This window comes from Streptomyces mirabilis, assembly GCF_018310535.1.
Taxonomy (GTDB): domain Bacteria; phylum Actinomycetota; class Actinomycetes; order Streptomycetales; family Streptomycetaceae; genus Streptomyces.
On sequence record NZ_CP074102.1, the window covers coordinates 1,483,472 to 1,498,896 of the forward strand.

Annotated in this window: 11 protein-coding genes; 6 read left to right on the forward strand and 5 right to left on the reverse strand. The window is 71.4% G+C overall.

Features of this window, described 5'->3' with window-relative positions; translation table 11 throughout:
* Positions 1–59: 59 nt before the first annotated feature.
* A complete protein-coding gene (locus SMIR_RS06660) occupies positions 60–1,460 on the forward strand; it encodes a hypothetical protein (RefSeq protein WP_168496866.1) in 1,401 nt (466 codons plus the stop codon).
* Here SMIR_RS06660 and SMIR_RS06665 read toward each other — a convergent pair.
* A complete protein-coding gene (locus SMIR_RS06665) occupies positions 1,405–3,117 on the reverse strand; it encodes a DUF2264 domain-containing protein (protein ID WP_212726748.1) in 1,713 nt (570 codons plus the stop codon). The genes SMIR_RS06660 and SMIR_RS06665 overlap by 56 nt on opposite strands.
* A 78-nt stretch (positions 3,118–3,195) precedes the next feature.
* On the reverse strand, positions 3,196–4,242 hold the full coding sequence (locus SMIR_RS06670) for a rhamnogalacturonan acetylesterase (protein WP_212726749.1): 1,047 nt from the start codon (positions 4,240–4,242) through the stop codon (positions 3,196–3,198).
* A 189-nt stretch (positions 4,243–4,431) separates the two neighbouring features.
* Here SMIR_RS06670 and SMIR_RS06675 point away from each other — a divergent pair, with 189 nt between their 5' ends.
* Positions 4,432–6,108: a rhamnogalacturonan lyase B N-terminal domain-containing protein gene (locus SMIR_RS06675; protein WP_168496860.1), complete on the forward strand. Its 1,677-nt coding sequence runs from the start codon at positions 4,432–4,434 to the stop codon at positions 6,106–6,108.
* 2 nt (positions 6,109–6,110) lie between these two features.
* Here SMIR_RS06675 and SMIR_RS06680 read toward each other — a convergent pair whose 3' ends face one another.
* Positions 6,111–7,520: an RICIN domain-containing protein gene (locus SMIR_RS06680; protein WP_168496859.1), complete on the reverse strand. Its 1,410-nt coding sequence runs from the start codon at positions 7,518–7,520 to the stop codon at positions 6,111–6,113.
* A gap of 186 nt (positions 7,521–7,706) precedes the next feature.
* Between SMIR_RS06680 and SMIR_RS06685 the strand changes: the two genes are divergently transcribed.
* The gene (locus tag SMIR_RS06685) at positions 7,707–9,830 is read left to right on the forward strand and encodes an autotransporter-associated beta strand repeat-containing protein (RefSeq protein ID WP_212726750.1); all 2,124 of its coding nucleotides are present in this window, start codon (positions 7,707–7,709) and stop codon (positions 9,828–9,830) included.
* Position 9,831: 1 nt separating this feature from the next.
* Here the strand turns inward: SMIR_RS06685 and SMIR_RS06690 are convergent, their stop codons facing one another.
* Entirely contained in the window at positions 9,832–10,374 is a 543-nt protein-coding gene (locus SMIR_RS06690; protein ID WP_168496857.1) for a leucine-rich repeat domain-containing protein, read from the reverse strand.
* A 539-nt stretch (positions 10,375–10,913) separates the two neighbouring features.
* Between SMIR_RS06690 and mmuM the strand changes: the two genes are divergently transcribed.
* The 3 genes from mmuM (at position 10,914) to SMIR_RS06705 (ending at position 13,832) form a co-directional block, all read left to right on the forward strand.
* Positions 10,914–11,858, forward strand: coding sequence for a homocysteine S-methyltransferase (gene mmuM / locus SMIR_RS06695; protein ID WP_212726751.1), 945 nt, complete (start codon positions 10,914–10,916; stop codon positions 11,856–11,858).
* A 133-nt stretch (positions 11,859–11,991) separates the two neighbouring features.
* Positions 11,992–12,276, forward strand: coding sequence for a hypothetical protein (locus SMIR_RS06700; RefSeq protein ID WP_133257668.1), 285 nt, complete (start codon positions 11,992–11,994; stop codon positions 12,274–12,276).
* Positions 12,273–13,832, forward strand: a complete 1,560-nt coding sequence (locus SMIR_RS06705) for an amidase (protein WP_168496855.1) — start codon at positions 12,273–12,275, stop codon at positions 13,830–13,832. Before SMIR_RS06700 ends, SMIR_RS06705 begins: the two co-directional genes overlap by 4 nt.
* Here SMIR_RS06705 and SMIR_RS06710 read toward each other — a convergent pair.
* On the reverse strand, positions 13,771–15,408 hold the full coding sequence (locus SMIR_RS06710; protein ID WP_212726752.1) for a carboxylesterase/lipase family protein: 1,638 nt from the start codon (positions 15,406–15,408) through the stop codon (positions 13,771–13,773). The genes SMIR_RS06705 and SMIR_RS06710 overlap by 62 nt on opposite strands.
* Positions 15,409–15,425 lie beyond the last annotated feature (17 nt).

The window sequence follows — 15,425 nt, forward strand, 5'->3', positions numbered from 1 at the left end:
CGTCCACCGCGCGCCGAGAAACGCGGCAACCTTTCGCCGCGCGGCGGCGACCACCCGGCATGACCAACGCAAGACCCACCACATCGCACCGCCGCCGCCACGTGGCCCGTAAGCCGCTGGCGGCCGGACTCGGCGCCGTCGGTGTCCTGGCCGGTGCCTGGTACGCGACCGCCACGCCGACGACGACCACGCCGGCCGCCGCCCCGCGGCTGGCGGCCGTCACGAACACCACGGTGAACCTGGCCGCCAAGTTCCCGTACCTGTCCGCGGGGTACAACAACACCCGCGAGTGGACGCGCACCGCGACCGCCGTCGCCCCGAACGGCACCCTCCGCGTGGCCTGGCCCGCGTCCGACGGCGTCCACGTCACCCCGCTGACGGCGGCCGGGAAGCGCTCCGGCGCCGACACGGTCGTCAAGGGCGCCAAGGAGGTCGGCGGCCTGGTCGCGCACAACGACGGCTTCGCTCTGCTGACCCGCGTCTCCGACACCAACAAGTGGAAGGAGACGGCGGCGGCCCTCATCCGCTACAAGAACGGCACCCAGGCCTTCCGTACGAAGCTCACGGGGACCGCCTCGCACGACACGGCCCCGCTGCTGGACGGCCAGCTCACCTGGAACGGCACCAAGTACGGCACGTACTTCGTCGTGCACGGCGCGGGCGGCTTCGCGGACGGCCACTTCGGCGACAAGCTGAGCTACGTGAGCGCCACGGGCGCGAAGCTGACGGGCGGCTGGAGCTGGGGGTGCAGCCACAACGAGGGCATCGCGCTGCACGCCGAGACGACCGGCGCGTTCACCTCCCTGTGCTTCGACGACTGGCGCTCGGGCCTGTTCGTCTCGACGGGCATCGGCGCCCCGGACAATGCTCCCGCCGTGCAGCGCGAGCAGTGCTGGGCGGGCTACTGCGGCGGCACGTTCGCGGGCCGCACCGGCGACCTGGTGAAGTCCTCGACGGGCCGGTACGCCACCGCCTTCGCCTCCCGGGGCGCCGCCTCCGCCGCCAAGAACCCGGCCGACGCGAGCGGGCGCGGCTGGACGGTGAAGCCGAAGACGTCGACCCACCAGGTGGCCGTCGCCTTCCTCAAGAACCGCAACACCCCGGCGGGCAAGCCGGTCCACCTCACCAGCGCCGCCGGCACCGAGAACGTCAACGTCCACATCGCCGCGTACGGCAAGGACCGGCTCCTCGTCTCCTGGGAGTCCCTGAAGAACGCCAAGTGCTCGGCCGGCACCTGCACGGGCACCTTCACCGGCACCCATCTGCGCCTGATCGACTGGAACGGCGCCTTCAAGACGGCGGACAAGGTCGTCCAGGCCCGGATCTCCGGTGACATAGCGACGCTGAAGGACGGCACCTTGACGTGGGCGTACGCCCCCGTCACCCCGTCCTACGCGAGCGCCCTCACCGGGGCTTCACCGACCACGACGACGCTGAAGGTCGCCCGTCTGAAGCCCTGAACCGGAAGCACGTCGAGGGACCCGAGGGCCAGCTCACGCGGACGTCGTACTCCCCCTGCTCCTCCCCCTCCACGTCCACGGACACCGATTCCGTGAGGGGCAGGGGGTCCGGCTCGCCGGTGAGCCGCGCGAGGGCGACGAAGAGGGTGGCGCCGGGTCCCGTGACACCGGCGGAGTCCAACAGGTTGTGCACGGGGAGGAGTTCGGCGTGCACGCCGTCGTCCTCGGGCCATCCCGTGACGCGTACCGGCGTTCCCGGGTCCGCTCCCGCCACCAGGTGGGCCCGCACCTCCACCGCTCCCCGCGCGACGACCAGGTTCACCACCCGCGCTCCCCCACCCGCCGTGTGCCGCGACGCCACCCAGCCGTCGCCCGCGCCCAGTGGTTCGATGTCCGTCCGGCTCGGATCGTCACCGACGATCACGCTGTTGTCGTACGACGCCGAGGGCGCGGTCGCGGTCGAGTACGCGAGCCGCGTGTAGTAGGGGTCGTAGCGGACGTCCTCGCTGCCGTGGTTGTGGAGTCGGACCAGGCCGTCCGAAGTCGTGGTCTGGAGGAGCCAGTTGGGCGGTCCGACGGGGGTGACGGCGTCGGCGCGGTCGGTCGGGCCCGGATCCTCCCGCGCCGTCCACACCTCGTGGTCCGGTGGGAGGAGCAGGCCGACGAAGGCCTTGCTCGCCCAGTACGGGGAGGCCGGGCCCGAATAGCCCTGGAGGACCGTCTCGTCGGGGCCGTGCCAGCCGAGGGTGAGCAGGCCGCGGTCGTCGACCGCGCCCCGGTCGAGGAAGTGGCGCAGCGCGCCGGACGCGATGCGTCGGGTCTCGCCCGGCGACAGCGGCGTACGGCCGGTGAGGGCGCCGAGCCACAGCGGGGCGGTCGTCGCGAAGCGGTAGGTGAGGGAGCGGCCCTGGCGCATCGGGGCGCCGTCGCCGCCGAACAGCCGGGCGTAGTCGGCGAGATGGCGGGAGAGCCGGCCGCCGTACAGGTCGAGGAGCCGGGGGTCGTCCACGAGCCACGCGTGCAGCACCGGGTACAGGTGCATCGCCCAGCCGTTGTAGTAGTCGAAGGCACGGCCGGGGCCGTCGGTGTACCAGCCGTCGCCGACGTACCACTCCTCGATCCGCTCCAGGCCCCGGTCGATCGCGGCCCGCGACGCCTCGGGCTCGTGGCCGATCTCCGCCAGGAAGCCGCCGACCGTCACCGGGAACAACTCCCAGTTGCAGGCCCAGGGTTCGGCCGTGAGCGCGTCGCCGAGCCAGGCCGCGGCCCGCTGCCGCACACCGTCGTCCAGGCGGTCCCACAGCAGCGGCCGGGTGAGCCGCAGCGCGAGGGCGATCGACGCGGCCTCGACGAGGGGCTGGCTGCGGTCCTCGACGCGCGGCCAGATACCGGCCGTACCGGCGGCGAGTCCGTCGGCGTACCGCTCCAGGGCCTTCTCGTCGCGACGGAAGGCGGCCAGGAGCAGGGTGCGGGCGTAGCCCTCCAGGCCGTCGGAGAGCCGGCCCGACCAGCTCGTGTGCTCACCGGGGAGGTGGTAGAGGGAGCCGTTCTCGGTCGCGTACGGGGCGACCGCGGCGAGCAGGGAGTCGGCCGCCGCCTCCCAGTGGGCGCGGGTGTAGCCGGTGTACGGGCTGAGGGTGCGGTCCTCGTCGGGCATCAGTGGCGCTCCGTGGTTCGGCGGCTCGGTCGGGTGGTACCTGGGGCGCCCCGGTTCCGGACGGGACGCCCCAGGAGTTCATCCCACCCTCACCTGGCGCTCTGGCACCAGATGCTGGGCGAGGAGTTCGTCGCGGACGAGGCCGGCGTAGACCGTGGCGCCGTGCACGGAGGTGTGCGTGTTGTCCCGCTTCTCGTTGTAGAGGTAGATGGCCTTGGAGCCCTCGACGCCCAACGACTCGACGAGGGCCTTGGTCCTGGCCGTCAGGTCGATGAGGGGCACGTGCTCGGCGGCGGCGACCGAGCGGATGACGGCCGGGTGGTTCACACCGAGGCCGTTGACCAGCAGCGCGGTGTCGTTGTTCAGGGTGCCGTCCGCGTTGAACCAGCGGCGGACGATGGGGGTGACCAGGACCGGGTCGCCGCCCCGCGCGCGGACCCCGGCGACCAGGGTCTCCAGGTTCGCGCGGTACGTCGGCTCGTCCGTCGTCTTGTCGTTGTGGGCGAGCTGGATGAGGACCAGGTCGTGGCGCCGGATGACCGGCTGGACGGTCGGGAAGAGCGCGGGGTTCTCGAGGTAGGTGACCGTACTCTCCCCGGAATCCGCGTAGTTGGCGACCGAGACGCCCTTGCGGAGGTACTGGGGCAGCTGCTGGCCCCAGCCGGAGTAGGGGTCGCCGGGCTGGTCGCAGACCGTGGAGTCGCCGACCAGGAAGATCTGACGGGTGTGCGGGACGGCCGGGGTCACCTTGATGTCGGCGAGCGCGGGCGCGGAGCCGCCGAGCACCAGGTCCAGGCCGGGGGTGCCGTCGGGGCCGGTCGGCTCGCCCTCGGGGGTGCGGACGTTCACCGTGAAGCTGCGGGGCACGGGCTTCCCGGCCGCCGTGGCGGTCTCGGGCAGCAGCGCGCGGCGCGTCTCACCGCTGACGCTCGTGCTCGCCGCGGCCTCCCCGCCGAGCCGTACGCGCACGTCGTACGTGCCGGGCGCGACGTCGAAGTGGCAGGCGGTCGCGGTGCAGTTCTCCAGGCCGAGGGCGCGGGACCCTCCGTGCGCCTGCGCCGGTGTGGCCGACAGCGCGGTGGCAGCGGCCAGCGCGGCCACTCCGGCGGCGATGAAACGTCTCATTGCGGCTCCTCCAACAGGACGACAAGACCTGGCGGCAGGACCGTATCGCTCTCCGCAAGCGCTTTCTAGTACTCGACGCGTTTTCACATGATTGCCAACTCCCAAGCGGCGTAAGCCCTTTCGCGAAATCGATTCAACTGTCAGTCTTCCGGACACCCGCACACCCCCACCTCCGAAGGAGGCACCCCCATGTCCGGATCCACCGACAGATCCCTCGGACGCCGCACCTTCGTCCTCGGCACGACCGCGGCGGCCGTGAGCGCGACGGCCCTCACCCGGACGGCCGCCGCCGCGAGCTTCGGCTACACGGACGACGGCTCGAACTACGTCATCGACACCGGCGCGAACCTCGTCTTCAAGGTCAGCAAGACCAACGGCGACCTGACCTCGCTCGTCTACCGCGGCACCGAGTACCAGGGCTACGGCGGCAAGAACTCGCACGTCGAGTCCGGCCTGGGCACCTCCACCGTGACCATCGCTCAGTCCGGTTCGACGATCCTCGTCTCCGTCGCGTACGGCACGCTCAAGCACTACTACGCGGCCCGCAGCGGCGAGAACAACGTCTATCTGTGGACCAACAAGGCCGACACGTCGGTCAGCGCGACCCGTTACATCGTGCGCGTCAAGGCAGGCCTGTTCCTCAACGACGAGCCGGACTCCTACACGTACGCGCCCACCACCATCGAGTCCGCGGACGTCTTCGCGAAGTCCGACGGCCAGACCCGCTCGAAGCACTACTCGAAGCTCCGCGTCATCGACTACACCTACATCGGCTGGACCACCGGAAGCGTCGGCCTGTGGATCGTGCGCAGCAACCACGAAAGGGCCTCCGGCGGCCCGTTCTACCGCTCCCTGCTGCGGCACCAGAGCGCGGACGGCGGCGGGCTGTACGAGATCCTGTACTACGGCGAGAACCAGACCGAGTCGGAGCGCTTCGGCCTCCAGGGTCCGTACGTCATCGCCTTCACGGACGGCGGCGCGCCCTCCTCCTCGCTGTACGCGGGGAATCTCACCACCTCCTGGGCGGACTCGCTCGGCATCTCCGGGTACACGGCCGCGAGCGGCCGGGGCCGGGTCGCGGGCGTGGGCATCTCGGGGCGCGACACGGCATACGCGTACACGGTCGGGCTCGCCAACTCGGCCGCACAGTACTGGGGTTCGGCGCGGGCCTCGGACGGCTACTTCTCGATCGCGGGCGCGCTGCCGGGGTCGTACACCCTCACGGTCTTCAAGGGCGAACTCGCCGTGTACACCACGTCGGTGACGGTCACGGCGGGCGGGACCACGACGCTGAACAGCATCGCGATCCCCTCCTCCAACGACCCGTCCAACGCGAGCGCGATCTGGCGGATCGGCAACTGGGACGGCACGCCGGGCGGGTTCAAGAACGCGGACCTGATGACGTACGCGCATCCGTCGGACGTACGGGCCGCGTCCTGGACCGGCAACGTCGTCGTCGGCAGCGGCAGCGGCAGCGAGACCTCGGCGTTCCCCTGCTACCTGTGGAAGGACGTCAACAGCGGCATCATCGTGTACTTCAAGCTGACCGCCGCCCAGGCCACCGCCGCGCACACCCTGCGCATCGGCGTGACCACGGCCTACGCGAACGGCCGCCCGCAGATCGTGGTCAACGACACCTGGACCTCGGCCGTCCCCTCGCCACCCACCCAGCCGAGCACCCGGTCGCTGACCGTGGGCTCGTACCGGGGCAACAACTACACGTTCAGCTACAGCGTTCCCGCGTCCGCCTGGCTGACGGACACGAGTGCGTACAACACGCTGAAGATCTACGTGGCGAGCGGTTCGGGGTCGACGTCCTTCCTCAGCGCCGGCACCTCCGTCGACGCCGTCGACCTACTGACCTGACGTCATGTTCCGCGCGTCCACTGCTGGTTGGTACCTCCGTTGCAGGTGTACGTGATGATCGCGGCGGAGTTGGCGGTGGACGCGCCGGACACGTCCAGGCACTCGCCGCTCGCCCGGGCCTTGACGAGCACATAACTGCCGGACGTGGTCAGGCTCCACTGCTGGGCGGTGGTGCCGGTGCAGTTCTCCTGGGTGACAGTGGCGGAGTTCTCCTGGAGGCACAGGGAGCTGCCCCGGCCCATGAGTTCGTAGTAGCCGGTACCCAGGTCCTTGAACCACCACTTCTGGTTGGTGCCGCTGTTGCAGGTGTACTGGCTGATCGCGACACCCTGCCACAGCGACTGGCTGGGAACGTCCGCGCACTTGGCGCTGGACCGGCCGACGAGGGTGTTGTACGTGGCGCTCGTCCCGTTGACCGTGCCGGCGGCGGTGTCGACCGAGACCTCCGGGTACCAGGACATGGACATCGAGGTGGAGGTCGGGAAGGTCAACGGCAGCCAGACGTAGCGCGAGTCATTGACGGTGCCGCCGAAGGAGTTGCCCCAGCGGTCGCCCATGTAGAGGTACGAGGTGCCCGAAGTCCCCTGCACCGGAAGGACGTACGCGGTCTGCGAGTTGTACGTCGTCGAGTCGCCGACGTTGGCCATCGCGGTCCAGGGACCGGCGATGCTGGTCGCGGTGGCGTACTGCTGCTGGTTAGCGTTCCAGCCCGTGGCTGCCGAGGTCAGCATGAAGTAGACGCCGTTGCGCTTGAACAGCGCCGGTGCCTCGCGGTGGCCGCCCACCCACGGGTTGGCGACCAGGCTGTCGATGCCCGTGTAGTCGGCGGTGAGCTTGTAGATCTGGAGGTCGTAGTTCTCGCGGGCCGCCGACACCATGTAGCCGGTGCCGTCCGTGTCGACGAAGGTCGTGATGTCACGGGACATGTACTGGCCGAGCGGCTGGAAGCTGCCCTGGTAGGCGTAGTTCCCGTCGACCGTGTCCGAGACGGCGACGGCGGCGCGCGCCTCGCTGTAGTCGACGCCGTTCTCCTTGTGCATCCACATGACGAACTTGCCGGTGGACGCGTTGTACATGACCTTGGGCCGCTCGATGTAGGCGGTGCCCAGCTCGGAGGCGCTGGACTGGGTCAGGACGTGGTTACGGAACTCCCAGTTCTTCAGGTCCGTGGAACGGTAGGCGTCCACGTACCGGAAGGTGTTGTCGGCGTTGCGGTCCTCGCCGAACCAGTAGTAGTAGCTGCCGACCTTGATGACCCCACCGCCGTGCGCGTGCACGGCGTTGCCCGAAGTGTCGGTGAACTGGGTGCCGTTGGTGATGGTCTGGGCGGCTGCCTGGGCCGGTCCGGCGGTCACCAGTGCCGCGGCGAGGGCACAGCACAGGGCGACAAGGATTGCGTACACACGTCTCATCTGACGCCTCTCGAAGGTGGGGGGACAGGGCAGGAAACAGGCGGGGGTTCGAGATCTCGTACGTCATCTGTCATTACGAACGTCGAAAAGGTAAGGGTGTGTTACGGGAAGGTCAACGGGTCGCGCGGGACAAAGATGGACGCGGGATTTCTGTTATCGCCGCCGTCCGCGCGCGTCTCCGATGACGTGCGCAGCCATTCCCGCAAGACAGCAGCCGCCGTTGGCGCCCTCGCGACCGTCGCCTTCCTGGTCACCGCGCCTCCCTCTGTTGGCGCCGTTCGCCTCCGGGGCGCTCCAGCCGGCGGCCGTGACGCCACCGCCGACGTCCTCGCGGACCGGGACGTCACGCTCACCGGCGACACGGTGGTCACCGTGCCGTCCGGCACCATGACGTACGACGGGGTGTTCCGCGGCCAGGGCACCCTCACCGTGCGCGGCGGCGGCACGCTGATCCTCAACAAGGACAGCGACTTCACGCTCCCGGCGGCCCGGCAGCGGCAGAAGGTGACCACCCAGGGCGGCAACCACCCGTACACCACCGTGAGCAACCCCGACCCGCCCGCGATCACCGTCGAGCGGGGCACCACCCTCCAGTACGGCACCGGCGGCGGCACCGGTCTGATCGGCCACTTCCCCTACAACACGCCCGGCTACCAGCTGAACCAGCTCAACGTGCGTGTCGACGGCACCCTGCGCCTCTCCCTCACCCGCACCTTCAACATCGGCACCATCAGCGGCTCGGGCCTGGTCACCCAGCCGCGCAACATGTGGGGCACCCTCGACCTGGCCGGCACCCACCCCTTCTCCGGAGTGATCGACAACGGCACCGGCATGGCGGTGGGCCGCCCCGAGTACCCGGTGGCGCTCCCGAACGCCCGCGCCGTCCTCAACCAGGGCTCCTGGATCATCGACACCCCGCTGTACCAGACGATCACCCTGCGCCAGAACTTCTACCAGCGGGCGTACGGCAGCGACGTCAACGTCCACTCGCGGCCAGGCAGCAAGGTCGTACTCACCGGCCAGTACGGCTACAGCGACCAGGGCGGCGACAACGACCCGTCGTTGAGCGACCCTGGCCTCAACTGGCGCCCCGTTCCTCACCAGTTGAACAAGCGCGGCACCAATATCGAGGGCGCGGACGTCCAGTGGGGCGACGGGACCACCCACAAGATCTTCATGCCGGGGACGAAGGACACCGTCTACATCAACCTGCACATGGCGAGCGGCGTCCGGTCCCGGCTGACCTTCGCCTACGACGGTCCCGTCACCCTGGGCGCGCCCATCGGCGGCGGCCGGTACCACGACACACTCGCCGCGCCCGGCGCCGGGGACGTCGTGATCAAGGGGACACGCGGCAACGACGTGACCTTCGCGGCACAGCAGTACTACGACGGGTCGACGACCATCGAGAAGGGCGCCGTGCTGCGGCTGGGCTCGGGCGCGCGGGGCGGTGACGGCTCTCTCCTGGCCGGCACCGAGCGCAGACGGATCGTCGACAACGGCACGCTGATCGTCCGCAACACCGCAACTCCCCTGTCACTGGCCCGTCTCGGCGGCATCGGCGGGCTCACCCAGTCCGGCGCCGCGACGACGACCCTGACGGGCGGCGAGGTGTCGTACACGGGCCCGACAACGGTCACCAAGGGCACGCTCGCCCTCGCCTCCGGCGCCACGCTCGCGCACAGCAAGGCGATCCGGCTCACCTCGGCCGACGCGCGGCTGGACGTGCGGACGACGGGACTTCGGGTGTCCACGTCCCTCAGCGGCAAGGGCACGGTACGGGGTGCGGTCGTCAACGACGGCGAGGTCGCGGGCGCCCTCACGGTGACCGGCGACTACACCCAGGGCGCGAAGGGCACGCTGGTCCTGCGCGATCGGCCCCTGAGGGTGACGGGCGCGGTCCGGCTGGCCGGGGACCTCGATCTGTCGGCCGCCGGGACCGACCCCGCCCGCGAGATCAGGGTGCTCGACCACACCGGCCGGGCGAGGACGACCGGCACCTTCTCCGGCCTGCGCGAGGGCGCCACGCTCGCGCTCGCCGACGCGACGTACCGGATCAGTTATCGCGGGGGCGACGGCAACGACGTCACTCTGAAGGCAGTGTCGAACCATCGGACCGTGGCGGCGCCGTCCCCTGCCACGTCCGGGCTCCCGTCCGTGAAGAACTCCACCGCCGTCGGCGACAGCGAGAACGCGAACTCGTGGTGGCCGCTGCTGCTCGCACCGCTTCTGGCCACGCTCGCCGTGCCGATCGTCCGGCGGGAGCGGTCACGGCGCCGCGGCGGACGGCGGCACGCGGCCTCCCGGTGAGTCATGGGTGGACGACGGTCACCCCGCGTTCCGCGAGTTCCGTCATGACGGGGTCGGGATCTCCGTGGTACTCGCTGTACCACATGCGGTAGGGCATGGTGACGTGCTTCAGGGACGGCATGTCGAGCAGAGGGCGGCAGTCCTCCAGGTCGCGGCAGTGGCCCAGGTTGATCTCCGTGAGTTCGGACAGTCCCGTCAGCGCGCCGAGGTCCCGCAGCTCGGACAGGCCCCGGATGTCGAGTTCGCGGAGGCTCGTGTGGCCGGCCAGGCGGGACAGGTCCTTCCAGTCCAGGCCGGACAGACAGAGCGTCTCGATTCCCCCGGCGGGTATGTCCTGCGCCCGGGGGCAGCTGATCAGACTCAGCCCACGCCGTGTCGTCGTCCAGCAGCTCCTGGCCGACGGTCTGCGCGGAGATGTAGTCGCGGAGGAAGCGACGGGAGAGCCAGGGCCGGTCCCAGCCCGGGGCGACGCCATGGGTGCCGTCGGCGCCGTCCATGAGTGCCGCTCCGTGCGCGGCGCCCAGACGCCGCGCGTGCTCGGCATGGCGGGCGACCGACCACGTCCTGCCGGACTCCCCCCGCACGTCCTCCAGCCAGAGTGTCACGTCGCCGTCCGGGCGGTCGACGGAGGCGAGCAGCCGGGGGGCGGTGATGCCCCACGGCTGCCAGCTCCGGGCAAGCCCGGACTCGTACGCATGGGCCTCGCGGCGCCAGAAGTTCCAGTGCCTCGGGTCGTCGGACGCGTCCCAGGCGCCGCCGGTGTCCTTGCCCCGGGTGAGCACCTTCAGGACGACGGAACGATCATCGACGGTGACCCGCCACACGCCACCGGTGACGCCGTTCTTGAGGTTGTGGACGAGGGGTTCGAAAACGGCCCGGTCCGCCGGGGCCCCGAGGATCTCCCGCACTTCGGCGCGGAGGATCTCACCGCCTTCGGTGTCGAGTTGATCGACTTCACGCATGCCCCCAGGCTAGGGCCTGTCCGGCCGGACAGGCCCGGCTCTCGTGCTCCGCATCGTGGTCGCTCTGCTCATCAGGCGGACATAACGGGGCGCGGCCGTCCCCATCGACTAGCGTCGTGACATGACCAGCGACACCTCCCGCAGCGCTTCCTCCCCCTCCCTCGCCGGCGCCCTCGCCGACGGAACGGTCGTCCTGGACGGCGGCATGTCCAACCAGCTGGAGTCGGCCGGGCACGACCTGAGCGACGAGCTGTGGTCGGCCCGTCTGCTTGCCGAGCGGCCCGAGGCGATCACCGAGGCGCACCTCGCGTACTTCGAGGCGGGCGCGGACGTGGCGATCACCTCCAGCTACCAGGCCACCTTCGAGGGCTTCGCGAAGCGCGGCATCCCGCACGGGCGGGCGGCCGAACTCCTCGGCCTCAGCGTGGAGCTGGCGCGGGAGGCGGCCCGCCGCGCGCACGCGAAGGGTACGACCCGGCCGCTGTGGGTGGCCGCTTCGGTCGGCCCGTACGGGGCGATGCTCGCGGACGGTTCGGAGTACCGGGGCCGGTACGGGCTGAGCATCGCCGAACTGGAGCGGTTCCACCGCCCCCGCCTGGAGGTGCTGGCCGCCGCCGCGCCCGACGTACTGGCCCTGGAGACCGTGCCCGACGCCGACGAGGCCGAGGCGCTGCTGCGGGCGGTGCGCGGGCTGGCCGTACCGGCGTGGCTGTCGTACACCGTCGCCGGGGACCGTACGCGGGCCGGGCAGCCCCTGGAGGAGGCCTTCGCCCTGGCCGCCGACACGGACGAGATCATCGCGGTCGGCGTGAACTGCTGCGCCCCCGAGGATGTGGACGGCGCGGTGGAGACGGCGGCGCGGGTGACCGGGAAGCCGGTGGTGGTGTACCCGAACAGCGGCGAGGTCTGGGACGCCGAGGCGCGGGCCTGGAACGGGCTCTCGACCTTCACCGCCGAGCAGGTGACCGGCTGGCGGCGGGGCGGGGCGCGGCTGATCGGGGGGTGCTGCCGGGTGGGACCGGGAGCGATCACGGGGATCACCCGGGCGCTGACGCCGGTGCGGTGAGCGGGTGCCGACACCTGTGCGGTGATCAGGTGCTGACGCCCGTGCAGTAACTCCGGCGAAGCACGCGCTCAACGAGGGCTTCACAGACGGGTGATGGAGTCCCCGTACTCGTCAGCCGATCATGGAGGCCCTCTTGAGCGAGCCCACCACCGAGCAACTGGACGCCTACGTACGGACCCGCCTGGCGCTCGCGGGGTTCGACCTCTCCCTGCTGCCCGAGGTGTTCGACGCGGCGACGGGGGTGCCCACACGGGACCAGGTACTGGCCAACCTGCGGTCGTTCGTGGCCTCCACCCCCGGCGCGATCTCCGGTTGGGCACCGCCCGCCGAGGGCCCCGCGTACGCGCAGCAGGCCTCGCCGCCCCTCATCTACCCCTCCATCACGGAGGCCTGGACGGGGAAGGCGGACGCCCGATGAGCAGATCCCTCAACCGCCGGGTGTTCCTGGCGAGTTCGACGGCCGTGGCGAGCGGGGTCGCCTTGCGGACGGCCACCGCGGCGCAGGCCTCCACGACACCCCGTGTCCCCGACATCCGCGTACGCGAGGCGGCCCTCGACGACCCCACCGAGGCCACACTCACCGAGGCCGTCGTGCTCATGCGGCGCGGGAAGCTGACCTCGACGTCCCTCACCGAGGCCTACCTCGACCGGATCGAGCGGTACGACGGGACGTATCAGGCGTACGCGGAGGTGACCGCGGACGCGGCGCTCTCGGCGGCGCGCAAGGCGGACCGGGGGCAGGGCGCCCGGGGCGTACTGCGCGGGATACCGCTCTGCATCAAGGACAACTACTTCACCCGAGGCGTGCCGACGCGCTGCAACTCCTCCATCTTCGAGGACTTCGTGCCGGACGAGGACGCGACGGCCGTGGCCCGGCTGAAGGCGGCCGGCGGGATCGTGCTCGGCAAGGGGCAGATGGGCCCGCTGGCCACCACCCGGGCGACGAAGCCGAACGGGACGGTGACCACGGTCAACGCGTGGACGCCCGGGGACCCGGGCGTCGACCCGGGCGGTTCCTCGACCGGGCCGGCCTGTTCGGTCGCCGGGCGCATGGCGGCGTCCTCGATCGGCACCCAGACCGGCGGCTCCATCGTGCTGCCCTCCAACCAACAGAACCTGACCGGTCTGAAGCCGACCATGGGCCGGGTGTCCATCCACGGCGTCATCCCGCTGTCCTTCACCCGCGACCACTCGGGCCCGCTCGCCCGCGACGCCATGGACGCGGCGCTCATGCTCCAGGTCATGGCCGGTCCCGACGCGAAGGACCCGCGCACGCTGGGACTTCCGGCCGTGCCCGATCTCGTACGGGCCGCCACGCCCGTTCTCTCGCGCGGCGGGGCCCCGCGGATGCGCCGGGCCACCCGGATCGGGGTGCCGTCGGACTTCCTGACCGCGCAGAAGGAGCTGCGCACCGCCCTCCTGAACCAGCTGGACGCCATGCCCGGTGTCACCCTCGTCGACATCGCCTACCCCGCCGACTGGACCCTCCTGACCGGCACCTTCAACGCGGCCCGGCTCGCCGAGCGCACCGAGCCGTTCCGGCACTGGCTGCGCGAGGACCCGGCCAAGTTCGGTGTCTCGCTGCTGAGTTGGCTCCAGGGGCTGATGCTCTCGGGCGACGAGTGGATCACTGCCCAGCGCGCCAAGAACCATCTGCTGCGGGAGGTCCTGGACGGGGTCATGAACCGCTGCGACGTGCTCCTGCAGACCGGCCCCGTCCCCTTCGACATCCTGGGGCTGCCCGAGATCGCGTTCCCCATCGGCTTCGACGCGGGCGGGGTGCCGGTGGGGGCGATCCTCGGCGGGCAGCCCTACGAGGAGGACCGGCTGCTGGAGGTCGCCGCCGCGTATCAGGCGGTCACCGACTGGCACACGCGGCGGCCCGCCGACCCGGTCCCGGCCGCCGCGCGTCTCAAGGCCGTGATCGCGCGCCCCCGGCTCTCGGCGGAAGAGGTGGCCACGAGCTCGGCCTGACGGCCATGACCCGGCGGGGTCGGCGCGGGCGTGACGAAGGGGTGGACTCCGGGGAGCTGAGCGGCGCACCGGGCCTCCCCGACTCGGCGTCCCACAGCGCCAGTTCACGGTCGCGTGGTCCGAGTACGGTGTGCGGTGCGCCCGCGCCGAAGATCCGGACCGGGTGCGAGGCGTCCCAGGCATGCCAGCCCGGGTCACCCTCGACCGCGAACCGCACCCACGCAGCGTGCATCGCGTCGGCCAGTTCCTGCGGGGCGCCCGGGCCCGCGAGCTGCGCCGCCTGGGGCACCTTCACGGTGTCGAAGACGAAGCCGAGTTCCAGGGCGTGGCAGGCACCGAGGCCGGGCACGTTGGAGGGCCAGGTGAACTCGTAGACGTAGGCGGGTGTCCGCGGTGGACGGGCGTCGGCGAGCCGGTGCAGCGGCACCCGCAGCAGATGGTCGGTGACCATCTGCCCGACGAGGTCCGCGGTGCCCGCCTCCGGGTGGATCGCGCGATAGCCGCGGAGCACCTCGTGGCCGCAGCGGCAGCGGGCCATGGCGCCGGCCAGGGCGACGGGACCGAGCCGGTCGACACGCTCCAGCAGACCTCCCGGGGCCAGCCACAGCCGGTACTCCTCGCTGGTCCACCCCAGCAGCAGTTCGACGTCGGGCGCGCCGCCCGCGCCGCCTGCGACAAGCGCCTCCATCGGGTCGCGCGGGACGAGGTCGCCGTCGACGACGATCCCGAAGGCCGGCCCGCCGAGGACCGGGCTGCTGAGCCTGGCCACGTCGGCCTGGGTGCGCAGCAGCAGCGCGCGGTCCACGGCGGCGAACGCCCGCGCCGTCGCCGGGACCTTCAGCCGGGTGGCCATCCTGCGCACCATGCGCCGCACCTTGTCGCGCTCGCTCGCCTCCGGCGGTCCGCTCTGCAGGACGGCCCGCCGGAACAGCCCCCGGGCGCGCGGACTGGCCAGCAGCGCCCCGATGCTGATGGCCCCGGCCGACTCACCGAACACGGTCACCCGGTCCGGGTCGCCGCCGAACCGCGCGATCGACTCCCGTACCCACTCCAGCGCGGCGAGCTGGTCGCGCAGCCCGGCGTTGGGCGGCGCGTCCGGGAAGAGGCCGTAACCCTCCACACCCAGCCGGTAGTTGATCGAGACGAGGACGACACCGTCCCGGGCGAAGGCGTGGCCGTCGTAGACGGGCACGGCCGACGAGCCGCGGGTCAGGGCGCCGCCGTGGATCCACACCATGACGGGCAGCCGGGCGCCGGGGCCGGGTTCCGGTGTCCAGACGTTCAGGTTGAGGCAGTCGTCGCCGGGGACCACGGGGTCGGCGAGGAGTCGTGCGAACGCCTCGGAGTAGGGCGGCTTGGGCGGCGTCGGCCCGAACTCCCCCGCGTCGCGCACACCGTCCCAGGGCTCGGGCGGGACGGGTGGCCGGAAGCGGCGGGCGCCGAACGGCGGGGCCGCGTAGGGGATGCCACGGAACACGGCGATCCCGTCCTCGTACCGGCCGCGCACCGCTCCGTAGGGAGTGGTGACCACCGGGTCGTGCGTCTGTGGAACCGAGTCCACCGCGTCCACTGCCATCCGCCCACCAGCTCCTC